Below are 24,433 nucleotides of genomic sequence, written 5' to 3'. Positions count from 1 at the left end.
CACCAAGATGGCCGGTGGCGGGGGATAACGCCCGCCACCGGCCATTTCACGTCGAAGTTCTAGATAAAGGATGCTCAGTAAAATGTCTCAGCTACTCATTGATCGGCTAGTAAGCCACGTTCTGGAAACGCCGTTTGAGGCATTCAGCAGTGCAGATATCAACGCTGCAAAGATGAACCTCATCGATGCTTTGGGATGCAACCTCTCCGGCCGCGGTGCCGAAGGCAACGACGCCGTATCTCAGGTGTTAAGCAATATGGGAGGATTCCCGCAAGCAAGTATCTTGGCCAGCGACGAAAAGCTTCCGCTTGCCCATGCGGCGATGATCAACTCATTGCAAACTCGAAGTTTCGACTTTGAAGTTTGTGGACCCGAACCCGAGGGTGAAAACGCCGGAAAAATGGTGGGGCATGTCGCGAGCACCACGGTTCCGGTAGCGCTCAATGTTGGTGAGTTCGTGAACGCCACCGGCGAGCAGCTGCTGGCGGCAACGATTCTTGGCGGAGACCTGGCCGCCCGTATTTCGGTAAGCAATACGTTTAACTTCGATAAGGATTTCGAGGTGTGCGGTACTTCGAATGCCTTTGGTGCGGCTGCAATAACCGGACGGCTTTTGGGACTGACCCACGATGAATTGCGTAATGCCTTCGGTATCTTGATCAATCTCTTGTCGGGAACCTACCAAGGACTCTGGGATGGGGTGGCAAGTTTTAAGTTGCCCGGCGCCACGGCAGCTTACAACGGCATCCTCAGTTGCCAACTGTCACAGACTGGTTTCAAAGGGGTCGATGACGCGTTGGAAAGCCGCTTGGGTTTCTATCACCTTTACACGCCTGATCCACATCCAGAAGATGCGTTGATCGACCTGGGGCAAGTCTTCTACGTAAATGGCCAACACAAATTACATCCTTCCTGCTATGGAAACCACAACGCCATAAACTGCGCGACTGAGTTGCATGAAGAGCACGGACTGAATGCGGAGAACATCGAGTCGGTCACTCTCGAAGTCCATGCACCTCTCATGGACCATTTCCTCAACCAAGCGCCGACAAATGACGATGATCAAGCCAGATTCTTGTTCTCGCTGCCATACGCCTTAGCGAACTCGCTGCATCGTGGTAAGCCTGAGTTGGGTCACTTCACGGGAGAAGCGATTCGAGACCCACAGGTTGTGGAACTGTCTCAGCGGGTGGTCCTTGAACCAAACCTTCAGGATGGTTTCCTCTACGCCGCGAAAATCCGAGTTAAAACAACCGATGGCAAGGAGATTGAAAATACTGCATCTACCCCGCCTTCCGGATGGCTGGAAAACCCGGCGACCTACGCGGATATTGTCGAGAAATTCTGGAGGAACGTCGATTTCCGCCAAGACATCTCGAGAGAAAACGCCCAGCGGGCACTAGAGCTACTCGCTGAGCTCGAGAATGTTTCCGATGTGTCCGAATTGGCGCAGGTATTGAGCCTTGAAACTACAGAACCTGAACTAGTTGGGCAGCTCGCCGAAACAGCACAGAACTAGATCAAGAACTCATTCCAGCTTTATTGAACATACACCCTAGATTGGCTCCGACCTGGTTTCAGGTCGGAGCCAATCTGCTTTACCCGCGACTCCATGGGGCTCATTTGATGGATCAAGTCGCAGGCTGAAGGGGAATCAAGGACGGCAGGCTAAGGGCGCTCGGTGTGTCCGCGATGAGGCTGCTGCTCTCCGGGCGGGAGCTACATTGGACAGCATGCAACGGCGGACCAGCATTGCGGCCTAAGCCGAGAATGCCCTGTCACCGCACCGACCCTAACCCAAGCAGAAACAAAGCCGGATAACCACTGGGCTAGAGTGGCTATCCGGCTTACTATGTTTAGCGGGATCGCTGCGATCTTCACTGACAAAGACCGTTGAATGGGTGCGTGGTTAGCCTAGGTTAGCTAGGAGATCCTCAGGATTTGGTGCCTCATCAAGAATTCCATAGCGGACGGCAACCTCGGAGATTTTATCCAATTCAGCAGGTTTGATCGCTGACTCGCCTTGCCGTTGAACAAAGGCATTCTTGACCATTTTTGGATCGAATTTCAGTTCTTCCGTCGCTACTTTCAACGCAGCGTCACGATCTTCGTTAACGGTTTTTCCATTGGCGAGGATTGATTCGGAGAAGGAGCGAATCGCGTCCGGATGCTCCGAGATGAACTTTTCAGTTGCTACGTAAACAACTGTTGGAACACCCTTGTTTCCTGGTGCGTCGGTGTTCTGTACGAGCTTTACGCTGCCGCCCGCGATTGCACTTGAAGCCAAAGGCTCATTGGGAGTTGCTGCATCTACTTCTCCCTGGGTGACCAGCTCAATGGTTTGAGCTGGAGGGATTTCAATGAAATCAACCTTGCTTGAGTCTGCTCCGGACGCATCGATGGCTGCACGAATATTCATCCATGTCAGTGTCCCGAGCCCTGGAATTCCTACGCGCTTCCCTTCAAGATCCGCAGCAGATTTGAGGTCGCTGTCGGCGGCGGCGACCACGCTTGCCGCCGCCATGACGCCTGGCTCACCGTTGGTGTCTTGGACCGCTGCGGGCGCAATGATTTTGACCGGCAGGCCTTGCGCACGAGCCTGCATGAAGGTCACCGTATCGGTTACGGCGATCTGAATTCCGTCGTTGAGCAATTGCGGGATTGCTTCATTGGCTGATCGGTTTGCTGCTGTGCTGACCTTGATAACTTTGTCGTTGAACGCATCGGTTGCTACCGCGGTGTGTATCCCGATGCCAGACAGGCTGGGAGGGGCTCCCACGGTGATGGATGTAATCTCTGCGGGTGCAGCGTCGGAGGCCGCCGGAGCGGCGCATGAGGCGACAGACCCGATGAGAGCCAGCGTGCTGACGAGGCCCACTGCCTTTGCAAACTTTGAATTTGAACGCACCTGACGGCACTCCTTCGGTATTGGTTAGCGAGCGACTTCCAGCCGGAAGCGATACACAAACAAATTAGCTTCTTGTCTTCAGAGCATAGGCAGTAGCGTGTGACGGCGACCACAAGGATTCCGTATTTCGAAATCCGGTCGGTGATCCTTTAACGCACTAAGGCATTAGTGACGTTCCGTCCCATCTCAAAGTCAAAATCAGAGCATGAACGAGATCCAAAATATCAGCACTCATTGCCGTGGAAAATGGACTCTAAACATCTGGGCTCAGCCCGCCGACGTCGTGCATCTTCTTAAAAAGTAAGTCGCCGGTACCCTAAAGGGCCCGGCGACTTACCTCAGGGAAAAGCGGAATTACTTGGCTGTTGCCAGCTGTACTGCGACATCAACGATCATGTCTTCCTGGCCGCCCACGTAGCCGGCCTTACCGACCTCTTCGAGGATCTTGTAGGCAGGAACTCCGTAGCGCTCGGCGGCACGTTCAGCGTGGATCAGGAACGAGGAGTAGACCCCGGCATAACCCTGCATGATCGAGGCGCGGTCCATCACCGGCATGCGGGTGATGAATGGCTTCACAATATCTTCGGCGGCACCCATCAGACCCTGGATATCAACTCCGGTCTTGATATCCAAGCGGTCAAAGGCCGCGGCAAGGACCTCGGTAGGGGAGTTACCCGCGCCGGCACCCAGAGCCATCAGCGTGCCATCGATCTGCTTGGCCCCGGCACGCACCGCGAACACCGAGTTCGCTACGCCGAAGCTCATGTTCTGGTGGCCGTGGAAGCCAACCTGGGCATCGTTGCCCAGCTCCGAAACCAATGCCGAGACACGGTCTGACACATCATCAAGGATCAGTGCGCCGGCCGAATCGACCACGTAGACGCACTGGCAGCCGGCGTCGGCCATGATGCGTGCCTGCTTGGCCAATTCCTTCTAACTTTTCTTCGCAGTTCTGGGACCCGCTGGCACAAAAGACGCAATCAACTCTGATGCGGAGCACTACAGATCTGTCTGGGCCCTATAAATTTGAAAAATCCATTCGATCCTACTTTTTGGGGAGCCCCACCTTCATTCGTTTGCACCCTGATGACGAGATCGAAGAACTTGAGCATTTACTCTTCATTGGGGTTCAGTATCCGTTCCTTCGGTGGAGAAGACTATGGAGCTGGTGTTGCGTACAGTGGGACGCATTATGGAGTTGGAGTGCTTCATCATCGAAGATAGTTAGGACCGTTCCATTCCTGAGACGCGAATCGATAAAGGAGTCCAATAGTGGCTGACAGTTCTCGTTGGTGGCTACCCGTTGCTATCGCATTGACTCTTGTGGGATGGGGTGCCAATCAATTCGCGTCGATGCTGGTTTTCTACCGTGAAGATTACGGATTTTCACAGCTAGAGGTAACCTCCATGTTGGGGATTTATGTAGCCGGATTAATCCCTTCGCTTTTATTCGGTGGAAGAATCTCAGACCGGATAGGGCGCAAAAGCACCACGGTGGTCGCCTTACTTGTAACTGTTGCGGCTAGTTTTGCCATGATGTTTGGTGCACTTTGGGCCTTACCCATCTATCTAGGTCGTTTACTAGCGGGTGTGGCCACCGGAGCGGCGATGGCCGCAGGAACGAGTTGGATCAAAGAACTATCGCCTGCCACCTCAAATCCCACGGTTTCGAATGGTTCTGGCGCGCGTAGAGCTTCATTGTTTACCACCGCAGGTTTTTGTTTGGGACCCATAGCCAGTGGAATGATTGCGAACTTTGCTCCGCTCCCGGCAACTTTGCCCTACCTGGTACATATCGTGCTTTGCCTGCCCGTATTGCTGTTTTTGCTCCGCGTTCCAGGAACTAAACCCGAAGCACTGGCCGGCAATAACGCGGAGGCACGGATACAGCAGTATGCCTATGAGGGAGCTCAGCGACGTTTTCGCAGAGTTATCGTCCCTAGCGCTCCTTGGGTTTTTGGTGCCGGCACCATCGGGTTCGCGGTAGTTCCTAACCTGTTTGCCAACCTCGGCGAGCAAGCGCTCATCTATTCAACGGTTGCCGTCGCACTGACTTTGGGTAGCGGAGTTGCAGTCCAACCAATTGCGCGGCGACTTGATTCAACACGTTCGGCTCGTGCCATACTGGTTGCGCTGGGATTGAGCGTGGCCGGATTGTTGTTGGCTTTGATCTGTGGCTTATTCCAGACACCATGGCTTGCACTACTCGCTTGTTGCTGCCTGGGAGGAGGTTACGGCCTAATGATGGTTGCTGGTCTCCTTGAAACACAACGGTTGAGTACTCCGCAGCGCCTTGGAACGGCGACCGGCAAATTTTATATGTTGGCCTATGCGGGATTCTTAGCGCCCACTTTACTTGCGTATCTTGGCCAATGGTTCGGACTGATGGAGCTGCTGATTACGGTCACCGTTCTGGCATTGCTTTGTTTGGTCGTGATCGCCTTGAATTCGAAGCGGCATCTTTTACCGCTCGCTGGACATCCAACGGAAGTAGCACAAACCGGTACGGCACAAAAGCAATAGAATCGCCTGAGCTGCTGTCTACCAGTGGCGTACGAACACTCCTTGCTGCGAAGATGCTTAAACCCCTAGGATCCCAAATTCTAAGCCTCAAGGCAGACGGCTACGGATACAAGTGTCCGCTTACAATCACGTTCGCGAGGCAGCGGCGTTACTGCGCAGTGGAACGAAAGTTCTCTTCTGTTGTCGCAAATAGATAAAAATAACGTCGGAAAACTGAGCTGAGCTGATATTTGGCCATCAGTACTGATGGCTGATCCTTAGCCCAGTGTTTACCTATACGGCCCAACAAAAGCCAGAAGCGGGCAATGGTTCAGGGATAACGTATGAATGCCGGGGGATCAGATGATCACCCCGGCATTCAAAGAACTGCGGAAATACTTACTTAGCTGTTGCCAGCTGCACTGCCACGTCGACAATCATGTCTTCCTGACCGCCCACGTAGCCGGCCTTGCCGACCTCTTCGAGGATCTTGTAGGCAGGAACTCCGTAGCGCTCGGCTGCACGCTCGGCGTGGATCAAGAACGAGGAGTACACCCCGGCGTAACCCTGCATGATCGAGGCGCGGTCCATCACCGGCATGCGGGTGATGAATGGCTTCACAATATCTTCGGCGGCACCCATCAGACCCTGGATATCAACCCCGGTCTTGATGTCCAAGCGGTCAAAGGCCGCGGCAAGGACCTCGGTAGGGGAGTTACCCGCGCCGGCGCCCAGCGCCATCAGCGTGCCGTCGATCTGCTTGGCCCCGGCACGGACGGCGAACACGGAGTTCGCTACGCCGAAGCTCATATTCTGGTGGCCATGGAAGCCAACCTGGGCATCATTGCCAAGCTCGGAAACCAAAGCCGAGACACGGTCCGAGACATCATCAAGGATCAGTGCGCCAGCCGAATCGACCACGTAGACGCACTGGCAGCCGGCGTCGGCCATAATGCGTGCCTGCTTGGCCAATTCTTCGGGGGAGACCCGGTGGGACAGCATCAAGAAGCCCACGGTTTCCATGCCCAGCTTGCGTGCATGCTGGAAGTGCTGGATCGAGACATCTGCCTCGGTGCAGTGGGTGGCAATGCGGGCTACCGATGCACCCACCTCGTGGGCTTGGTTCAGGTCATGGATGGTGCCCAGACCCGGGAGCATCAGCACGGCAATCTTTGCCTGCTTGGCTTCGTCTACCGCGGCCTTGATCAGGTCTAGTTCCGGGGTCAGCGAGAATCCGTAGTTAAACGATGAGCCGCCCAGCCCGTCGCCGTGGGTGACTTCGATGACCTCAACGCGGGAGTCATCCAGTGCGCGGACTACCGAGCGGACGTGCTCTTCGGTGAATTTGTGGCTCATCGCGTGCGAGCCGTCGCGCAGGGTGGTGTCGGTCAGGCGGATGTCAAAGGTGGTGTCCATTGGTGCAGTCATGATGTGCGTCCCCAATTCCTAGTTCACCGACGCGGCGGAGCGCGCGGCGTCGATCTTCTCTGAGAGCAGGTCCGCGGTGCGGGTAGCTGCAGCGGTGATGATGTCCAAGTTGCCTGCGTATTCCGGCAGGTAGTCGGCGGCGCCGGCGACCTGGACCCAGATGCCCACACGGCCAAAGCCGCCCCAGTCTTCACGGGCTTCCTCAAACTGAGGTTCCATGCGAAGTTCATAACCTGGGACGTAGTCGCGGATATCGGCAGCTGCCTTGTCGATGGCTGCACGGATCTTGTCTTGGGTTTCGCCGGCAGCGGCTGCTTCGGCAGGGATCATCGCGTAGATGGTATTGCGCATCATCATCGGTGGTTCCACCGGGTTGATGATGATAATTGCCTTGCCTCGCTTGGCGCCGCCAACGACTTCCAATGCCTTCGCGGTGGTTTCGGTGAACTCGTCCACGTTGGCTCGAGTGCCCGGACCGGCAGATTTCGACGCGATTGAGGCAACGATTTCTGCATACTCCACCGGAACCACAGAGGAAACGGCAGCGACGATTGGCGTGGTGGCCTGACCGGCGCAGGTAATCATGTTCACGTTCATGGTGTCGGTCAATGAATCCAGGTTCACTACCGGTGCCAGGTACGGGCCAACAGCCGCGGGAGTCAGATCAATGGCGTGGATGCCGGCGGCCTTGTACTTCGGGGCGTTGGCCTCGTGCGCTTTCGCGGAGGTGCACTCAAAGACAAAGTCAGGCAGTTCGTCCTGCGCTAGTAACCAGTCCACACCTTCGGCAGAGGTGGTGATGCCCAGGCGCGCGGCGCGAGCCAATCCGTCCGAGGAAGGGTCGACACCAATCATGTATTTGACCTCGACGTTGGTCGAGCGGCGCATAATTTTGAACATCAGGTCGGAACCGATGTTTCCGGAACCGACAATGGCGGCTGTTTTCTTGGCCATGGGAAAGCTTCCTTAGCTACAGAGCAAAATGGATGGTGGGGTAACGCAGGGCGTTACTAGGAGAAATTGATCTTCAGCGAACCGAGCTCACCAAAATCTGCGGTTGCGGTCGAGTTCTTGACTACCGGCATAGCGCCGGTGAAGGAACCGGGCAGGATCAGCTGTCCGGCTTCAAGGGAGACTCCCTGTTCACCGAGCACGTTGGCTAGCCAAGCAAGCGGGGCAACCGGATCATTCATCACGGCACTGCCCTTGCCGGTAGCTACCTTTTCGCCATCGATAATGAGCGAGCATTCAACCTCAGCCAAGTCTTCGATGCGCACATCAAGTGGGGTGGTGCCCACAGCGATAGCGCCGCAGGAAGCATTATCGGCCACGGTGTCCACCAGCTTGATATTCCAGTCTTCGACTCGCGAATCGATGATTTCAATGGCTGCGTAAACTTCACCGATAGCGGCGGCTGCCTGTTCACGGGTGACACCGGGACCGGTCAAGGTTTCCTTAAGGATGAAACCGAATTCTGGTTCTACCTTGGGGGAGATGAACGAATCTGCGGGAATCTGTGCGTCTTCGTGGTGAACCATGTCGGCGAAGAAGTAGCCGAAGTCAGGTGAATCAACACCAAGCTGCTTCTGCATAGCAAGCGAGGTTAGACCGACCTTGCGTCCGGCAAGAACACGGCCCTTGGCCAAATGATGCTGCAACTGCGCATCTTGGATCTGGTACGAATCCTCTACGGTCATGTTCAGCACTCGGTCACGCAGTGGCGGAACTGGAACCAATGATTCGGTGGCGACAAGTAGTTCGTCTGCCAACCGCTTGATCAATTCGCTACGTGGAGCCTCGGAGGAATGGTTGCTTGCCCATTCCGCTGCGCCTGTCTGAGGAGCCTGTGTCATTACTTAATCACCGCTGTCGTTACGCCGAATCCGGCTATGTATTCTTTGATTGGTTTGTAGAACTCGTAGGTGACTTCGTAGTCACCGCAGGCCTTCAGTGCCGAGTAGGCTGCCACCCAGGTGCGTACCTCGTGCGAGGAGTGGCCTGCTACTGCGTCCATCTCATCCGCGTTGAGCGCATCAAAACCAGTCACATCCCCGGACTTGCAAATCTCAAGGAACGCGCGATCCCATTCGGGGTTCAAATCCATGATGTTTGCCTCGCCCTTGGCGAAGGCCAAAGCTGTATCGATGGTGCGCTGCTGGCGCGTTGCGCGGGCTTCCGGAGTTGGTTTGCGTCCGTCGGTGAGGAATGCGCGTTGCGCTTCGGTGGCTGTCGCGATCTGCGGCACTGGGGGATCATGGGACAGTCCGCCGGAACCGATGAACAGGACCTTCTTGTCGGAGTCCTTGAAGAACTCACCCACAGCCTGGCCGAATTTGCGCACGCGTGAAACCTTGCAGAAAGGAGGAGCGACGGAATTGACGAAGATGGGAATCATTGGCTTGTCAGCGAGGTTGCCGTACATGATTTCCATTGGCTGCACCGCACCGTGGTCGACTTCCATCTTGCGGCTGATTGCGGTGTCTATGTCCTGATCGATTACGTACTGAGCCAATTCTTCGGCGATGGACGTGGGGACGTTGATGGGCCCCTCCCACGAGTCATAGTCGCCGGTGCCCAAGGCTTCATAGCCAATGCAGAATGGCGGCATCAGGTCGTAGAAGAACCCGTTGTAGTGGTCCGGGCCGAAGTTGATGACCAGATCCGGATCGAAGTCCTTGACGAAGGCGCGGGCTTTTTCGAAGGCTGCCTCAACGGCTGCTTTGACCTCAGCTGGTGGGTTGACGTGTTCCAACAGTGGACTGTGGGACATACATAGCAATGCCTGGGGCATGATGTTCTCCTTGAACTGGCGGCAGACTTAAACGAGTCTCTGATGGCTTGTTATACATTTCACTCGGTAAGCAACCGCGAGGCTAGTTTGTGTTCCATCAGTCGGAACAGCGCACAATTATTTGACGACGCAGCTTAAAATTTCCATGGTGCAGTGGCTAGTGCGTTGCATTCTTTCGGGGGCCGAAGATGCGGTGCCCTAGAACGGTATGAGCGTTACTTGGGCACCGCCTCATCTTCTACAGCACGTTTTACATGTGGCGATTCAGGTACGCCGAGATCACCTGGTTGAATTCATCTGCGCGTTCGACCTGTGACCAGTGGCCGCACTGATTGAAAATGTGTGAATCGGCAGTAGGAATTACGCTTTGCAGTTCGTGGGTCCGGGTGACTGGAATGACGACGTCCTGCATGCCGTGGATCAGCAGTACTGGGATTTCCAGCTTGCTGAGTACTTCAAAATCCAGTGGCAGCGCGTCACGGTCACGGTCGCGTGCGGTGACAACATCAACCAGACGATCACTGGCAGTGTCGTTCAAGGCGGACTGGTAGCGCAGGGAGACGAGCTCGTCAGTGACTAGTGATTTATCGACAACGAACTGTTCAAGTGTCCGGCGGATGCCTGCTTCGGAGAGCTCTGGCTTGGAGTGCCCGGAGAGTGCAGCGGTTTTCTTCGCGCCGCCGGTGCCCATGGATACGATGCCTAGCAAGCGTTCAGGGAAATCGATGGCGAATTGCATGGCAACCCAGCCGCCGATGGAGTTGCCGACGATCCAGGTTTTCTCGATGCCCAATGCATCGAGAACTCGTACCGAGTGGCGGACCCATTCTTTGATGCCGTATTCGATTCCTTCTGGGACGACGGTCTGGCCGTAGCCGACGGAGTCGATGGCGATGCAACGGCCGGTCTGCGCTAGCTGCGGGAGATTGAGCCACCAATTGGCTGCGGCGGTGACGCCGGTGCCTGAGCCATGGAGGAAAAGCATCGGAGTGCCTTCACCCAGTTCGTGGTAATGGGTCAGCTCGCCCTCTGCGGTCTGTAGCCATTTGTCTTCGAGACCAAAGAACTCGTCTGTGGTGTATTCCGGGATTGCGGTCTGCGTCATTGAATTTTCCTTTGAATCGTTGGTGTTCTGTGAAGTGAGCAAATGAATCGAGTTTGGCTAACCAGCCGTGACAAGAGAGGCCAAAGTGGTTCCAAGGACCTGTTCCAGAGCCAGGGAAAGCTGCTTACCGGCTTCGCCTGCCTCCCAGGTATTTTTGATCTGGCGCCACGCAATGTATCCGTCGGGGCGTACCAGCAGGGCTCCGGCTTCCTCGATTTCACGGACACGGGCCCAGTAAGCGTACGGATCTTTGATTTGTTCTTCCCCAACAACCAGGGTGTCGAGGAACGGAAGATTAAGATCTTGAGCGGCGTCTTTCCATGCTTGTCCGGACAAACCAGTAATCAGGGTGAACCGACCCTTGCCCGTGACATCCAATGTAGAGATTCGTCGTCCGTTGGCGCCAACGAGCCATGCATGCGGTAACTTGGCACCGGGGCGCGTCGTGGCCTGCAGATGCAACTGAGGATCGAGCGCAAAGACTTCCACCTCGTGGGAATCCGAAAGGACTGCCGTGCTGGAATAGCGTTGGTTTAGTTCGACACCCAACGCATTAAACTCGGTGTTCTTCAGCTCCAGTGATGTGGCGAGCTTTTCTCGGAGGTCTGCGCCTTCCTGGGTCGGTGCCTGCAATCGCGCCAGTCCTGCTTCGATGGATTTTGTTCCATCTCCCATCTCGGTATTGAAGCACTCTCGAAGCGGCGCATAGTCCAAACGGGACTGGTTAGCGCGTGCAACGATCTGGGCACCGACAGGTGTTCGTTCGTCAGAGTAGGAATCCAGAAGAGATTCTCCGGCGTAGCCCTTGACAGAGTATGCCAATTTCCAGGCGAGGTTGTAAGCATCTTGCATGCAGGTGTTGGATCCCAATCCGCTGCTTGGCGGATGACGATGTGTTGCGTCTCCACCGCAGAATACGCGACCCTTCGACATGGACAACGCATGCTGTTGGTTCACGTACCAGGTAGACGTGCCTTGCAAGTCGATTTGCAGATCAGGATCACCCACCAGCGTTCTAATTTGGGAGATCACCCGTTCATCGCTGAGATCGGGTTCACCGTCATCCACGCTGAAACCCCAACCGGCAATCCATTCGTCCCATGGCCGGACTGCCCGGAGCAAGCCCATGCCGATCTCGCCGAAATCAGCCGCAGGGTTCATGATCCAATGCAGAATGCTGGGGCGATGGGCGACGTAGGAGGACAGATCTGCGTTGAATCGGACATACGCGGTGCCTGCTCGGGCGGTGTGGCCCTCGAACTCCAGTCCAAGTTCCTCGGCGATTTGGCTCTTGGCTCCATCTGCTCCTACCAAGTAGCGGGCGCGCAAACTATATTCTTGACCGGAGGCGCGATTGAGCAGGCGGACTGTCACGCCGTTGGCGTCTTGTTCATGGCCAAGATACTTAGTGGAGAAAAGGACCTTTGCCCCTCGTTCTGCCGCGTTCTTGACCAGAAGTGGTTCCATATAGGTCTGAGGTATGTCCAGCATGGTGCATGGACTGGCTTTGACATAGTCCCCTGAACGGAGATCTCCGGTACCCCAGGTTTCCAATCGAGCAATTTCTGGCCCGTTCAGTGAAGTAGTGAAGAGCGTATCGCCCATTTCTTTCCACGAGACGGCATATTTTTTCGCTTCTTCTTCTATCCCCAGATCCCTAAGAACCTCGACGGCTCGAAGATTCGTAATGTGGGCGCGCGGAGTGTTTGCCAGCCAAGACCATTGGGAAATCATTGTTGTCCGTACACCGTAGCTCGCCAACGCGAGAGCCGTCGTAGCGCCCATCGGTCCGGTTCCGACGATGAATACATCGGTGTCGAATTCGTTGTGGTCCGAAGAATTATCTAGGTGATCGGCAGCGCCGATGATGCTTGTGAAATTGTTCATTAGTCGTTTCCTTGGCTAGGTCGGGCGGCGGATGAGGAATTCTGATTGTTATTTCCTGATGGATAAGCCTTAGCTTTATATGAATGAGAATGTTTCTTGCCTTAGTAAGAAGTCCTCAGTGAGTGCCGTCACAATCATCCTAAACTAGTTAGCTGGTGAAGTAAATTGAATTCTGAAAAAGACTCCATTGACGAGGTTCAGCGACAGTGGACGCGAATCTTGCCTGCGCTTGATACTTCGCCAATGGTAATTACCGGGCGCATTAGATACCTTGCCCAGGCGATTCAGGCGGGTAGCGACGAGGTTCTGGCCCAACAAGGATTGACGCGAGCAGATTTCGACATCCTTTCGGTGCTGGTGCGCAGTGGACGAGCATTGAGTCCGACCGAAATTACGGTCCAATCTTTGATTAGCGCTCCGGGTACGACTAAAAGAATCAAGAAACTTGAGTCTGACGGCCTTGTTAATCGAATTTTGAACCCAAATGACAAGCGTGGATATCTTATAGAACCCACGAATCATGCATTGGAAATCTTCCAGCCCGTCGTGGAGTCCATCTCTGACTACGAGCGGACGCTGCTAGGCAAGTTGGAGCCCAGAGACGTTATTCAACTTACGGAAAGCTTGCGGGCTTTCGTGTCTGCGGTCCGAGAGTCAAAAACGGAATCTGACTAGGGCTGTGATGGTGGTTACGTCAGGGGCAGGGTGAGGAAGTGGAGAGAATTTGAAAAAAGTTATTTGCTAGTTAAGTAATTTCATGTGAGAGTAGTCACGAAGAACGATGTTGTGCCGACCAGATTCGGAATTGCGACATTGATTCCCGACCTTCCCTACAGCTCTCACTCTGGAGACCTCCTGTGTCTACTCATCAAAATGATCGGCGTACCGCCGGTCCCTTTAAAGTTGCGATGGCAAGCTTCATCGGCACGACTATCGAATATTACGATTTCTTCATTTATGGCACCGCAGCCGCGCTTGTCTTTCCCCGGCTATTCTTTCCCGAAGCCACACCAGTAATGGGAACCTTGTTGTCCTTCGCTACGTTCGGTGTCGGCTTCCTGGCACGTCCGCTCGGCGGCATCGTGTTCGGGCATTTTGGTGACCGCATTGGACGCAAGAAAATGCTCATCATCTCCCTCGTGGGAATGGGCTTGGCGACGATGCTCATGGGATTGCTCCCCGGGTATGCGCAAATTGGCATAGCCGCCCCGATCTTGCTCACGCTTCTGAGGCTGTTCCAGGGCTTCATGGTTGGAGGTGAATGGGGTGGTGCGACACTGATGGCTGTCGAGCATGCGCCTAAGGGCAAACGTGGATTCTACGGGGCATTCCCTCAAACTGGCGCTCCTGCCGGAACAGCTCTGGCCACCGTGGCGTTCCTCTCTGTTTCTCAGTTGCCGGACGAGGCTTTCTTCACATGGGGCTGGCGTCTGCCGTTCTTGGTAAGCGCTGTCTTGGTAGTGGTCGGCCTCATCATTCGTATGGCAGTTTCCGAGTCTCCGGCGTTCGCCGCCGCACGTTCGAAGGATGCGATCGTCAAGCTCCCGATTAAGGAGGCGTTCAAGCGCCACCCGAAGGAGATCTTCCTGATCGCGGGAACCTACATGTCCCAAGGTGTCTACGCGTACATCACCATGAGCTACCTGGTGAATTACGCGTCCAAGGTCGTTGATTTGGATAAGAGCACTGCACTGATGGGCGTCTTCATTGCAGCCGTCATTGCCACAGTGCTTTACCCGGTGTTTGGCGCGTTATCGGACACATACGGACGCAAAACCATGTACCTGATAGGTGTCCTCGCCATGGGTGTAGTTACCTGGCCGGCGTTCATGCTGATCAACACCGGAACCGCCTGGGGATTCACAACGGCTGTCGTCCTGCTCTTCGGCATTGCCATGCCACCTGCCGCAGGCGTCACCGGATCCTTGATGGCCATGGTGTTTTCCCGAGAAGTCCGCTACACCGGAGCATCGGTGGGGTACACGCTTGGCACTCTGGCCGGACCGGCCTTTGCGCCAACGATCGCGACCGCGTTGTTCGCAGCATACGGATCCTCTGATGCCGTAGCCATATACATGATCATTGTTTCTGTGATCTCCGTCGTCTCGGTTTCATTGCTCCCCGGTGGCTGGGGACGGAAGGAAGCGCTCTACAACGCCGAGTCCCAGGACCAAGCCATAGAGGCAAAGGTCAAGGCCGCAGCAAACTAGGAGTCGGGAGCGTCGCCGGGTCGATTTCGAGCGGCGCTCCCGTGCCAAAGCGAGCGGCCGAGAGGCAAGCTTCGCGGCCGTCCGTGAGGAACTCAGTTCCTCACGGACGCAGCCGGCCCCGACGATCTCCAAGGAATGATTACCCTGTCACAACTTACGCTCGAGCAAAAGATTCGGGCCTCTCTGGCCACACCGCTGACCTCCGATGATGTGCTTGATCCGGATCGAGAGTTGGCAAAGATTTTGTCCCTTGTGGGACTTGACGCAAAAGGCGGGGGAGGAACTGTGACCTTTTCCGGCAAGGACCCCATATTGAAGAGTCCTTGGCCGCTTGCAACCATGGGCGGAGTGGCGCTGATGGCCAAATCCGTCGCTGCGGCCGACCTATGGCGCCATCGCACGGGTACGGGACAAGACCTGTCCTTGGATCTGCGTCGGGTGCCGCATCGTCTGTGCCCCTTCTATGATCAGAAGTGGGAACTGCTCAACGGGTATCCACCTGTCAACGCGCATGATCCGACGAATCCGTTCTTTCCGTCATTCATGTACCCCACCCGAGACGGCCGCCTGATCCAGCTGCTTAACATCTACCCGAAAGCAAAAACCAGAGCCCTTGAATTCTTGGGCTGCGCAGATAACTATGACGCCATCGCCGAAGTCACCCGCGGGTGGGATTCCTTTGAACTAGAGAAGGAAGCTAATCGACGTGGCCTCCAAGCCACAGTGGTTCGCAGTACCGAAGAATTTCTCGAACACGAGCAGTTCCCGCACCTTGCCGGACTCCCACTGATTCAAATCGAGAAAATAGGAGAATCCGCACCCGAACCCTTTTCTGCGGAACCAGTATCACCGCTGGACGGCGTGCGAGCCCTAGGTTTGGGACATGTCATTGCCGGCGCAGGACTCGGTAGGACCCTGGCCTACCACGGTGCCGATGTTCTGAACATTTGGAGACCTTTCGACTTCGAAATGGATTCCATCTACAGCACCTCCAGCGTGGGCATGCGTTCGGCAACGCTGGAAATCGGGGAACCAGAAGGAATGAGTAGGATGCTCGACTTGGCTCGGGAATGTGATGTGTTCTTCGCGAATCGCCGGCCTGGCTATCTAAACCATTTCAACTTGACGGCAGAGCACCTCGCCGAGATCCGCCCCGGGATCATCCACGTAGAGATGTCCTTGTACGGTCCCACTGGCCCATGGGCTGACCGTACGGGATTTGATCAGAACGCTGGCGCGGTCACCGGGATCCTTTCCCGCGAGGGAACCAGTGAAAACCCCCAGCTGACGGAAATTTTTGTTATCAACGACTACGCTATGTCATGGCTTGCATCCATGGCCGTCATGGCCACGTTGAAACGCAGGTCGGTGGAAGGTGGCAGTTACAAGATCCACCTCTCGCTTGCGCGTCTTTCGCTGTGGCTGATAGAGCTCGGAATCTTCGACAAGAACTACGCCGCGAAGGTAGGCGCTACCGTCGGTGAACATGCATTCCTGGATCCCGAAGTGTTCCAAGCGCAAACCCCAAGTGGGCACTATCAAGGGGTCACCGATCAAGTAACAATGTCGGAAACCCCGGGACGATACGCCTTTCCGCTCGTTCCACGAGGATCCAGTGAAGCGCGGTGGCTACCCTAATCAAGGCTACAAGCCGAGATCTATGGCCGAGGACAAATTAACAGCGTCAAGCAGCGCCCCTGTTGATTGCCGTGGACAAGGTAGCCCTGGCAGAGATCGAGCCAGGGCTACTTTGGCAAGCTGTCGGAGTTTCCCCCTACCATTTTGCTGCGGCCTCACAGAATTTCAGCATGAACTTTTGACCACAAACTCCAATCGCTGACCAGTATCAGGAGCGCATCGAAGAACCGAAGAGTATCAACCTTGAACAACGAAGACTATGACAAAACCACTGAGCATACAGTTTTAGGCCGTACTTTGCGGACGCTGCCCGCAGATTGAGAACGGATATTATCGGTTTCGGGGTCTGGCTCCGGCCCCATACTCAATTCCGGACGACGAACCGATAGTCAAGATTGCTCGAAGCGATTGGACGTTCACCGAAGCGAACGAGCCTCTGAGATCTCTTGATGACCGCGGAAAAACGCAGGTCTCTTGGTGACCTATAGTTTCGTCGCTGGAGATGAGCTGTTGAAATAGGGCACAGTAGTCGGTGTGAAACAGTCACTCGTGAAGGACTTCGTTCAGTAGCCGGCGAGTATTCCAACTCCGAATGGTCGCGACTTTGGAGGAGCGAGCTGGGCTAAAGCTCGCTTCGACATCGTGTTGGCTCCCGAAGGCGCGTAGTCCAATGGTGTAAATGATTCCAACTGATCAAAATCAAAGAGATCCGGCCGACACAGGTGAACTGCGTCAGCCGGATCTCTTTGACTAGATACTTGAAATTTTAGGCGTGGCGCTTCAAGTAGGAAGAAACTACCTGATTAAATTCTTCGGCACGTTCAACCTGTGACCAGTGGCCGCACTGGCTGAAGATGTGAGCGTCCGCGTTCGGGATCAGATTCAGCAGTTCCCAGGTACGCGAAACCGGGATCACCACGTCCTGCACACCGTGAATCAGCAAGACCGGGATGTCCAGTTTGGCCAGAACATCAAAGTCCAAAGGAAGCTCGGTGCGGTCACGGTCTCGGGCAGCGACAACCTCAGCCAAGCGGTCGCTGGCGGTGTCATTCAACGCGGACTGGTAACGCAGGGAGACGAGTTCATCGGTCACCAAGGACTTGTCGACCACGAACATTTCCAAGGTCTTACGAATGCCTTCTTCGGTGAGCGTTGGATTTGAGTGGCCCTTGAGCGCACCCGTGAGCTTTGCTCCTCCGGTACCCATGGAAATCACCCCGAGCAGACGCTCTGGGTAGTCAATGGCGAATTGGAATGCAAGCCAGCCGCCGAGCGAGTTGCCTACGATCCAGGCCTTTTCAATACCGAGCGCGTCGAGTGTGCGAACCGCGTGACGGACCCATTCCTTGATGCCGTACTGGATATCCTCAGCAGCGATGGTCTGGCCGTAACCGACAGAATCGATAGCAATGCAGCGACCTGATTCGGCCAGCTGAGGAAGGTTGAGCCACCAGTTAGCTGCAGCTGTCACACCCGTTCCCGAACCGTGCAGGAAAAGAATCGGGGTGCCTTCTCCCAGCTCATGGTAGTGCGTGAGTTCTCCGTCAGCGGTCTGCAACCACTTGTCTTCGAGACCAAAGAACTTGTCGGTGGTGTATTCCGGGATTGTTGTTTTTGTCATGGGGTACTCCTTCATTTTGGTCACGAATGCCGTATATTGCTGGTCCGCAAAACGGCATAGATCCTAAACTCAACGATAGGAACTACGCGTAACTATTGCTTCCTAGCGTTCCATCTAATGGAACGCGAGCGGCTATTTACCTAGCTTGCGTTCCTTGATGACGTAGGTGAACGTCGCATGCATCAAGGCTTTATCTTCGGAATCTGCGACGGTGACCTCGGTGACAGCCACCGAGCCACCGCCACGAAGAATCTTTGCAGTAGCCACGACGTACTCGGTTTTGGAATTGCTCATGTAATTCTGATTCGACTGCACGGCAAGTGGAAACTGGCCCGAATCGGCGTATGCCGACATGGCGAGGAAGGTACCGGCAATATCGGCCGCGCCAAAGAGTGCTGCTGCCGAATACATGCCGTTGGCCTGCGCGATGGAATCCTGCAATGGCATGCGTAGGCTAATGGTTTCGCCATTGGCAGCATGCGGTACAAGCCCCAAGGTGGTCACTATGTCATCGAAGCCCAAACGTGAAAGGAACTTGCTGACTAGCTGATCTAAATCTTCAACATTGGCCGGAATAGTCATTGAAACTCCTAAAATGGTGGGATCGGTCTTGAAATTCACTCTATTCGCCACGGTCGCGAACTAGAACCTCAGGTTTCAAACGATGAAACGACCAGCGATGTCAAGTGCTCACACACAACATTGGAGCGCTCTGCGACGCAGAGCGCTCCAATGGCAAAACGGTCTTTGGCTGACGTTCTGCGGACAACGGCTTACCTAGCGGCCCAGAACCTGATCGTCGATGGATTCGTCGGCTCGCGAAGCAGCCCGCTCTGCACGTCCGCGAGTTTCCTTGGACAGTAGTACAGCCAGACCAGCGAGCACGATCAGCAAGATGAAGTACCAAGCGATGTTGCTGGTTCCACCACCATTGTCGAGGTTAACCAACCACGTAGCCATCAGTGGGGCAGTACCGGCACCGACGAGTGAGCCGAGCTGGAAAGTCAATGAAACACCAGTGTAACGATCCTGTGTTTCGAACTTCTCCGCCAAGAAAGCACCGATCGGTCCGTACATTGAAGCTTGGATGATTGGATTTCCAACCAGGAAGGCGAGTGCGATCAACCAGAAATTGCCGGAGTTGAAGAGCGCGAACATGGGGAAGACTAACGCTATGGAGATTCCTGCTCCTACCAGCATCACCGGGCGGCGTCCATAGCGGTCCGAGAGCATAGCGAAGAACGGAATCGCGAAGATATGCAAGAAGGAAGAAACTGTCAGCATCATCAGCGCTTCTTGACGAGTGACAACGCCGGTCTCCGCAACGTAAGGGACCATGAAGATGGCCAACAACGCCTGCATGAACAACGGGCCAGCGGCAGCAAGGATTCCGTACAGTGAGGACAGCGGGTATTTGGTCAGTACGCGCAGGATTGGTACACCTGTGTGCACTTCGCCTTTCGCTTGGGCAGCGACGAAGTCAGGCGATTCGGTGACGCGGTATCGCATGTACAGACCGATAACTACCAAAGCTGCCGAGAGCAAGAACGGGATGCGCCAGCCCCAAGCGAGGAACTGATCCTGTGGCAGGCCAGCGAACAAACCGAGCATCAAAGTAGCGAGTACCGAGCCGGTTGGACCGCCGGTGACGGCGATCGAAGCAGCAAGTCCTCGGTTCTTTTCTTGGACATGCTCGGCAGCCATCAAGGTGGCCCCCGCCCATTCGCCGCCAACGGCAAGTCCCTGGACTACACGCAGAAGCACAAGAATCAAAGGAGCCGCTACACCAATCGTGGCGTAGCCGGGCATCAAGCCGATGCAGACAGAAACAATGCCCATCATCATCAGCGTTATGAACAACATGTTTTTGCGACCGAAACGGTCGCCGAAGTGACCGAAGAGGATGCCACCGATGGGACGAGTGACATAGCCGGCCAACAAGATAACAAAGGACAAGGTCATGCCCAAAGTTGGATCCATCTCATCCGAGAAGAAGAGGTGTGGGAATACTAAACCTGCTGCGGCTCCATAAAGCAGGAAATCGTAGTATTCAACGGTGGATCCAAGGAAGCTGGACACGAGTGCCCGTTTGGTTTCCTTAGATGATTTAGGCTCTTGAGCCGAGGTAGTTGCTTGATCCATTGCGTGCTCCGAGTGTGGTGAATGGGTGAAGACAGGATGAGCGTGAGTCGAATGGCTAGCAAGACTACGCTGCTTCAAATAGTGTGAGTTGTATTACTCAGATCTTGCTAAACCTTGTTCCGTACATCGGAACGTTCTGCTGCATTACCGTCGAAATCGATCGAGGCTAAGTTCCAAAAACGGTAAGGACGAGTTGTTTTTCTTCTTAGCCCAGCCGAAGCGCGCCATCGAGACGCACAACCTCGCCGTTAACCATCGGATTAGTAGCAAGCGAAACTACTAGGTGCGAAAATTCGGTTGCCTTGCCTAGCCGACTTGGATGAGGAACTGAGTTGCCAACGGCGTTGCGAGCATCCTCCGAAAGTACATCCATAAACGGTGTATCAAAGACGCCTGGTGCAACGCCGAAAACTCTGATCTTATCCCGTGCGAGATCACGTGCTGCTGGCAAGATCATGGAGTTAATTCCACCTTTAGCTGCTGCATAGGCGACTTGTCCTCGCTGTGCTTCAAACCCGGCTACAGAGCTCGTCAATACGATCACACCTCGGCCGAGGGCTTCCTCGGGCTCATTTTCTGCCATGACTTGCGCAGCTAGTCGAAGCACATTGAACGAACCCACGAGATTGATCTGAATCTGACTTAAGAATGAGTCCAACTTATGTGGAGTTCCTCGATGGAGTGTTTTTTCCACAACTGCGCTCCCTGCTGCATTGACTACTGCACGCAGACCACGCGGGGCGGTGGCTGACAGCTCCAGGGCCGCCTGAATTGATTCTGGGACTATGACATCCACTGTACAAAAGTGGCCTTCTATTGATTTGGCAATCCTTTCGCCGGCTATGCTGTTTCGGCCAGCAACGGTAACTATTGCACCGGCTCGCGCGAATTCCCTCGCCGTTGCTTCTCCCAGCCCGGAGGTTCCTCCGACAACCAGTACGCCCGCGTTCTGCCACGTATCTGAATTTTCGATTGATGAGTCAGTCATTTTGCTTACGGTACCCAAAGAAAGTTGCGGCCTATCTACTCCGTGCCACCAGATGGAACACCGTGATCAGTGGTGTGAAAAGCAGATTTTAGTAAATGACCAGAGTTCAGGTTGTTGACAAGTTGCCCGGTCTTATGGTTCGGAACAGTGGCTGGTGTTCTGCATTACGTACGTGGATAAATGGTTACTAAGCAAGGTCGCCAGCAGTCGGCGGCACCAAAACAGAGCAAGGACGGTACGCAGATGGGCACCGCTGATAATTGTTCCTCTCAACCAGAGGCAAACGCTTCAATTGGCCGCATGGATCGACCAGCAGAGCTAACCCGTAATATCGATGTCAGTACCCTAGTCGATTCTGAGGGTGGTCTGATAGATCGTTCAATCTACACCGACCATACGATCTATGGGCAGGAGCAGCGACGCGTCTTTGCTCGAAGCTGGCTATTCTTGGCGCATACCAGCCAATTCAAAAAGCCCGGAGATTTCTTCACAACGTTTATGGGCGAAGATCCCGTCATTGTCACGATGGATAAGACCAGGAAGATCCGTGCTTACCTGAACTCCTGCCGTCACAGAGGCGTGCGTCTGTGCCGTGCCGATGCGGGCGCCACCAAGATGTTCACTTGCACGTACCACGGTTGGTCCTTTGACCTCGCTGGAGCGTTGAAGAGTGTCCCCAACGAGCAGGCTTATCCGGAAGACTTCGACCGGAAAAAGTGGAGTCTGATTGAAGTCCCAATGGTCCACGAGTATAAGGGACTTATCTTTGGCAACTGGGATCATAACGCTGAACCTCTAGAAGAGACACTTGGCGACATGCGCTACTACATGGATGCCATGTTGGATCGAGATCCTGAGGGCACCGAGGTTATGGGTGGCGTGATGAAGTGGGAATTGGAAGGTAACTGGAAGCTCGCTGCAGAGCAGTTCGCTACCGACTGGTATCACGTAAATATGTCTCATGCATCGGCACTGATGGTGCTATCCCCGACTGGGCGTGGACCAAAGCCGGAAATTGTTGCCACTCCGGGGCGTCAGTTTGTCAGCGAAAACGGTCACGGTGCAGGTTTTCCGACCCACCCGAAGTCACGCTTTGATGCGAAGCCAGTCCACGAATACTACGACTATGAATTGTTGCGTGAACGCCTCGGCGACGCGGCAGTCGAAGGTCCAATGACTACTGGTCATGCTACGGTTTTCCCGAACTTCTCCTACCTGCCAGTCAACGGTTCCATCCGAGTTTGGCACCCAAAGGGACCGGACAAGATCGAGGTCTGGGCTTGGGTATTGGTTGATAAGTCGATGCCTGATGACGTGAAGGACGCGCAGCGTCTTTACAACCTGCGAACCTTTGGCCCTTCAGGCATCTTCGAAGCTGATGACGGAGAAAACTGGTCTGAAATTCAGGCAATTTCCCGTGGTTTTGTCACGAACCAGGTGCCGCTGAACTTCCAGATGGGCATCGGATCGGAGAAGGACGACGGAACGTATCCGGGAAAGACCAGCGAACTGTATTCAGATGCTGCCGGACGCTCGTTCTATAAGCACTGGTCAAAATTGATGAACACCCCTGCGTGGCATGAAAAGAAGGAAGAAGCATGAGCAACTCACTGAACATCGGATCCGTTGATGACATTGATGAAGGCGAAGCAAAGGTTATTCCGGGCGATGAGAACGGCACCGGTAACGACATTGCCGTCTTCCATGCAGAAGACGGTAACTTCTATGCACTCGATGACACCTGCACCCACGAAGAAGCTTCGCTAGCGGACGGCTGGATTGAAGGTACCGAAGTGGAATGTCCGGTGCACTCGGCAAAGTTCTGCCTCAAGGCAGGCACTGCGCTTTGCATGCCAGCGACCATCGCCGCGCGTACCCACAAGGTTGAGGTTACCAATGAAGGCTTGGTGCTTTACCCGAATGTTGCAGCTAACGCTGACGCCTAAACGGTAATCACGAAAACGAATACGGACAGGAAAATCATGGCACTGGAATCAGTGATCATTGCAGGTGGTGGCATGGCAGGATTCACCGCGGCTCGCCAGTTGCGAGACCGTGGATATACCGGGAAGCTGACCATCATTGACCCCGAGGGTATGCCCTACGACCGTCCGCCGCTGAGCAAGGACTACTTGCTAGCCAAACGTGATGCAACACAAATTCTGCTAAGTGCCGCAGACTGGTTCAGCACCCACAACGTGCAGGTTATCACCGGTAAGGTCGTGGAACTGGACGTTGATACTCCCACGGTTACGCTCTTAGACGGTCAGCAGCTCGGTGCGGACAAGATTATTTTGGCTACCGGTGGCACCGCCCGACGCCTACCGATCCCTGGTGGTCAACTGCCGACGGTGCTCGAATTACGCACCATGAATGACGCGGACCACCTTCGTTCCGTACTTGGTGAGGGCGTTCGCATGGCGATTGTTGGGGCGGGGCTCATCGGTGCCGAGGTCGCTTCCTCAGCGTTGCAGCTCGGTGCCACCGTGACCTTAATTGATCCGGTGGACCCCCCGCTGGTTCCCGCGGTCGGTGAGGTTTTGGCGCGCCGTCTTCACCAAATGCATGATCAGCAGGGCGTCAGTGTGGTCACCGGTGTACCTACCGAGATCACCGTGGATGGCAGCGGAGTACACACCATTTCCTTGCAGGATGGCTCGGCCATCGAGGCAGACACGGTGCTTGTCGGTATCGGCATTGTGCCTGATACCGGGCTCGCCGCTACTAGCGGCCTAGACACAGACAATGGAATTCTGGTCGATGAATCCCAGCTCACTAGCCATCCAAATGTTTACGCAATCGGTGACACCGCACGCACACGATTAGCAGACGGAACGCTCTTGCGCCGCGCCGAACATTGGGAACACGCGATGAACACCGGGACCACGGTTGCCGCCGCCCTGCTTGGTGAAGAATTGCCGGTACACGGTGCCTCTTGGTTCTGGTCGGACCGACATGGGGTCCACGTTGAAGGCGTGGGATCGATGCTCGGCGAAGGAACGCAGGTAATTCGTGAGCTTGAAGGAATCCCCGTTGCTGCCTTCCGCATCGATGAGCAGGGAATGCTTGCAGGCTGTGCGGCGATTGATGGTGGGCTGATGGTACGTGCAGCGCGTCGCATTATTGACAAGCAAAAGCCAGTGAACGCAGAACAACTGGCTGACCCCACATTCGATCTGAAAAAGCTAGCCCGTTAGGGCCACAGAGAAGGAA

The 24,433-nt window shown here is 54.9% G+C and carries 20 protein-coding genes; 8 read left to right on the top strand and 12 right to left on the bottom strand.

The features are described 5' to 3' along the window. Positions 1 to 82: 82 nt before the first annotated feature. Positions 83 to 1,519, top strand: coding sequence for an MmgE/PrpD family protein (locus CIK76_RS02020; RefSeq protein WP_176484054.1), 1,437 nt, complete (start codon positions 83 to 85; stop codon positions 1,517 to 1,519). 390 nt (positions 1,520 to 1,909) lie between these two features. Here CIK76_RS02020 and CIK76_RS02015 read toward each other — a convergent pair whose 3' ends face one another. Both CIK76_RS02015 and CIK76_RS02010 read right to left on the bottom strand, forming a co-directional pair. Continuing rightward, a complete protein-coding gene (locus CIK76_RS02015) occupies positions 1,910 to 2,908 on the bottom strand; it encodes an ABC transporter substrate-binding protein (protein WP_176484053.1) in 999 nt (332 codons plus the stop codon). 354 nt (positions 2,909 to 3,262) lie between these two features. Beyond that, on the bottom strand, positions 3,263 to 3,835 hold the full coding sequence (locus CIK76_RS02010) for a hypothetical protein (RefSeq protein ID WP_255248315.1): 573 nt from the start codon (positions 3,833 to 3,835) through the stop codon (positions 3,263 to 3,265). Positions 3,836 to 4,180: 345 nt separating this feature from the next. Between CIK76_RS02010 and CIK76_RS02005 the strand changes: the two genes are divergently transcribed. Then, positions 4,181 to 5,431, top strand: coding sequence for an MFS transporter (locus CIK76_RS02005; protein ID WP_096283126.1), 1,251 nt, complete (start codon positions 4,181 to 4,183; stop codon positions 5,429 to 5,431). Positions 5,432 to 5,809: 378 nt separating this feature from the next. Here the strand turns inward: CIK76_RS02005 and dmpG are convergent, their stop codons facing one another. The 6 genes from dmpG to CIK76_RS01975 all read right to left on the bottom strand — a co-directional run bounded on the left by dmpG (position 5,810) and on the right by CIK76_RS01975 (position 12,621). Then, positions 5,810 to 6,838 carry a 4-hydroxy-2-oxovalerate aldolase gene (gene dmpG, locus CIK76_RS02000; RefSeq protein WP_096283125.1) on the bottom strand — a complete coding sequence of 343 codons (1,029 nt, stop codon included), beginning with the start codon at positions 6,836 to 6,838 and terminating at the stop codon, positions 5,810 to 5,812. A gap of 18 nt (positions 6,839 to 6,856) precedes the next feature. After that, complete coding sequence (locus CIK76_RS01995; protein ID WP_096283124.1) at positions 6,857 to 7,792, bottom strand: acetaldehyde dehydrogenase (acetylating); 936 nt, start codon at positions 7,790 to 7,792, stop codon at positions 6,857 to 6,859. Positions 7,793 to 7,848: 56 nt separating this feature from the next. Continuing rightward, on the bottom strand, positions 7,849 to 8,691 hold the full coding sequence (locus CIK76_RS01990; RefSeq protein WP_096283123.1) for a fumarylacetoacetate hydrolase family protein: 843 nt from the start codon (positions 8,689 to 8,691) through the stop codon (positions 7,849 to 7,851). Then, a complete protein-coding gene (locus CIK76_RS01985; RefSeq protein ID WP_096283122.1) occupies positions 8,691 to 9,629 on the bottom strand; it encodes a 3-carboxyethylcatechol 2,3-dioxygenase in 939 nt (312 codons plus the stop codon). Before CIK76_RS01985 ends, CIK76_RS01990 begins: the two co-directional genes overlap by 1 nt. Before the next feature lie 250 nt (positions 9,630 to 9,879). Then, positions 9,880 to 10,734: an alpha/beta hydrolase gene (locus CIK76_RS01980; RefSeq protein WP_096283121.1), complete on the bottom strand. Its 855-nt coding sequence runs from the start codon at positions 10,732 to 10,734 to the stop codon at positions 9,880 to 9,882. Between the two features lie 57 nt (positions 10,735 to 10,791). Beyond that, positions 10,792 to 12,621: an FAD-dependent monooxygenase gene (locus CIK76_RS01975; protein ID WP_096283120.1), complete on the bottom strand. Its 1,830-nt coding sequence runs from the start codon at positions 12,619 to 12,621 to the stop codon at positions 10,792 to 10,794. Between the two features lie 165 nt (positions 12,622 to 12,786). On the opposite strand from CIK76_RS01975, the gene CIK76_RS01970 reads away from it, so the two are divergent. The 3 genes from CIK76_RS01970 to CIK76_RS01960 all read left to right on the top strand — a co-directional run bounded on the left by CIK76_RS01970 (position 12,787) and on the right by CIK76_RS01960 (position 16,469). Next, positions 12,787 to 13,296: a MarR family transcriptional regulator gene (locus CIK76_RS01970; protein WP_096283119.1), complete on the top strand. Its 510-nt coding sequence runs from the start codon at positions 12,787 to 12,789 to the stop codon at positions 13,294 to 13,296. Between the two features lie 182 nt (positions 13,297 to 13,478). Then, positions 13,479 to 14,831 (top strand): MFS transporter, encoded by a 1,353-nt coding sequence (locus tag CIK76_RS01965; protein ID WP_217990328.1) that lies wholly within the window; start codon positions 13,479 to 13,481, stop codon positions 14,829 to 14,831. A 285-nt stretch (positions 14,832 to 15,116) separates the two neighbouring features. Next, positions 15,117 to 16,469 carry a CoA transferase gene (locus CIK76_RS01960; RefSeq protein WP_217990327.1) on the top strand — a complete coding sequence of 451 codons (1,353 nt, stop codon included), beginning with the start codon at positions 15,117 to 15,119 and terminating at the stop codon, positions 16,467 to 16,469. A 766-nt stretch (positions 16,470 to 17,235) separates the two neighbouring features. On the opposite strand, the gene CIK76_RS01955 is transcribed toward CIK76_RS01960, so the two are convergent. The 4 genes from CIK76_RS01955 to CIK76_RS01940 all read right to left on the bottom strand — a co-directional run bounded on the left by CIK76_RS01955 (position 17,236) and on the right by CIK76_RS01940 (position 21,220). Continuing rightward, the gene (locus CIK76_RS01955; RefSeq protein ID WP_096283116.1) at positions 17,236 to 18,090 is read right to left on the bottom strand and encodes an alpha/beta fold hydrolase; all 855 of its coding nucleotides are present in this window, start codon (positions 18,088 to 18,090) and stop codon (positions 17,236 to 17,238) included. A 132-nt stretch (positions 18,091 to 18,222) separates the two neighbouring features. Continuing rightward, on the bottom strand, positions 18,223 to 18,672 hold the full coding sequence (locus CIK76_RS01950; protein ID WP_096283115.1) for a PaaI family thioesterase: 450 nt from the start codon (positions 18,670 to 18,672) through the stop codon (positions 18,223 to 18,225). A 195-nt stretch (positions 18,673 to 18,867) separates the two neighbouring features. Next, entirely contained in the window at positions 18,868 to 20,232 is a 1,365-nt protein-coding gene (locus CIK76_RS01945; protein WP_096283114.1) for an MFS transporter, read from the bottom strand. A 205-nt stretch (positions 20,233 to 20,437) separates the two neighbouring features. Then, positions 20,438 to 21,220 carry an SDR family NAD(P)-dependent oxidoreductase gene (locus CIK76_RS01940; RefSeq protein ID WP_096283113.1) on the bottom strand — a complete coding sequence of 261 codons (783 nt, stop codon included), beginning with the start codon at positions 21,218 to 21,220 and terminating at the stop codon, positions 20,438 to 20,440. Positions 21,221 to 21,400: 180 nt separating this feature from the next. Here CIK76_RS01940 and CIK76_RS01935 point away from each other — a divergent pair, with 180 nt between their 5' ends. Genes CIK76_RS01935 through CIK76_RS01925 form a run of 3 tightly spaced genes read left to right on the top strand, consistent with a single transcriptional unit; the run spans position 21,401 to position 24,417 of the window. Further along, positions 21,401 to 22,822 (top strand): aromatic ring-hydroxylating dioxygenase subunit alpha, encoded by a 1,422-nt coding sequence (locus tag CIK76_RS01935; protein ID WP_255248314.1) that lies wholly within the window; start codon positions 21,401 to 21,403, stop codon positions 22,820 to 22,822. Then, a complete protein-coding gene (locus CIK76_RS01930; protein ID WP_096283112.1) occupies positions 22,819 to 23,166 on the top strand; it encodes a non-heme iron oxygenase ferredoxin subunit in 348 nt (115 codons plus the stop codon). Before CIK76_RS01935 ends, CIK76_RS01930 begins: the two co-directional genes overlap by 4 nt. 36 nt (positions 23,167 to 23,202) lie before the next feature. Continuing rightward, entirely contained in the window at positions 23,203 to 24,417 is a 1,215-nt protein-coding gene (locus CIK76_RS01925) for an FAD-dependent oxidoreductase (protein WP_096283111.1), read from the top strand. The last annotated feature ends 16 nt before the right edge of the window (positions 24,418 to 24,433 follow it).

This window comes from Glutamicibacter sp. BW80 (assembly GCF_002332385.1).
Classification (GTDB): Bacteria; Actinomycetota; Actinomycetes; order Actinomycetales; family Micrococcaceae; genus Glutamicibacter.
This window is presented reverse-complemented; position numbering and strand designations above follow the sequence as displayed.

Coding starts and splice junctions, on each gene's coding strand:
- CIK76_RS02020 (WP_176484054.1), top strand. CDS start 83: ATGTCTCAGCTACTCATTGATCGGCTAGTAAGCCACGTTCTGGAAACG.
- dmpG (WP_096283125.1), bottom strand. CDS start 6,838: ATGACTGCACCAATGGACACCACCTTTGACATCCGCCTGACCGACACC.
- CIK76_RS01995 (WP_096283124.1), bottom strand. CDS start 7,792: ATGGCCAAGAAAACAGCCGCCATTGTCGGTTCCGGAAACATCGGTTCC.
- CIK76_RS01990 (WP_096283123.1), bottom strand. CDS start 8,691: ATGACACAGGCTCCTCAGACAGGCGCAGCGGAATGGGCAAGCAACCAT.
- CIK76_RS01985 (WP_096283122.1), bottom strand. CDS start 9,629: ATGCCCCAGGCATTGCTATGTATGTCCCACAGTCCACTGTTGGAACAC.
- CIK76_RS01980 (WP_096283121.1), bottom strand. CDS start 10,734: ATGACGCAGACCGCAATCCCGGAATACACCACAGACGAGTTCTTTGGT.
- CIK76_RS01975 (WP_096283120.1), bottom strand. CDS start 12,621: ATGAACAATTTCACAAGCATCATCGGCGCTGCCGATCACCTAGATAAT.
- CIK76_RS01955 (WP_096283116.1), bottom strand. CDS start 18,090: ATGACAAAAACAACAATCCCGGAATACACCACCGACAAGTTCTTTGGT.
- CIK76_RS01950 (WP_096283115.1), bottom strand. CDS start 18,672: ATGACTATTCCGGCCAATGTTGAAGATTTAGATCAGCTAGTCAGCAAG.
- CIK76_RS01945 (WP_096283114.1), bottom strand. CDS start 20,232: ATGGATCAAGCAACTACCTCGGCTCAAGAGCCTAAATCATCTAAGGAA.
- CIK76_RS01940 (WP_096283113.1), bottom strand. CDS start 21,220: ATGACTGACTCATCAATCGAAAATTCAGATACGTGGCAGAACGCGGGC.
- CIK76_RS01935 (WP_255248314.1), top strand. CDS start 21,401: ATGGTTACTAAGCAAGGTCGCCAGCAGTCGGCGGCACCAAAACAGAGC.
- CIK76_RS01930 (WP_096283112.1), top strand. CDS start 22,819: ATGAGCAACTCACTGAACATCGGATCCGTTGATGACATTGATGAAGGC.
- CIK76_RS01925 (WP_096283111.1), top strand. CDS start 23,203: ATGGCACTGGAATCAGTGATCATTGCAGGTGGTGGCATGGCAGGATTC.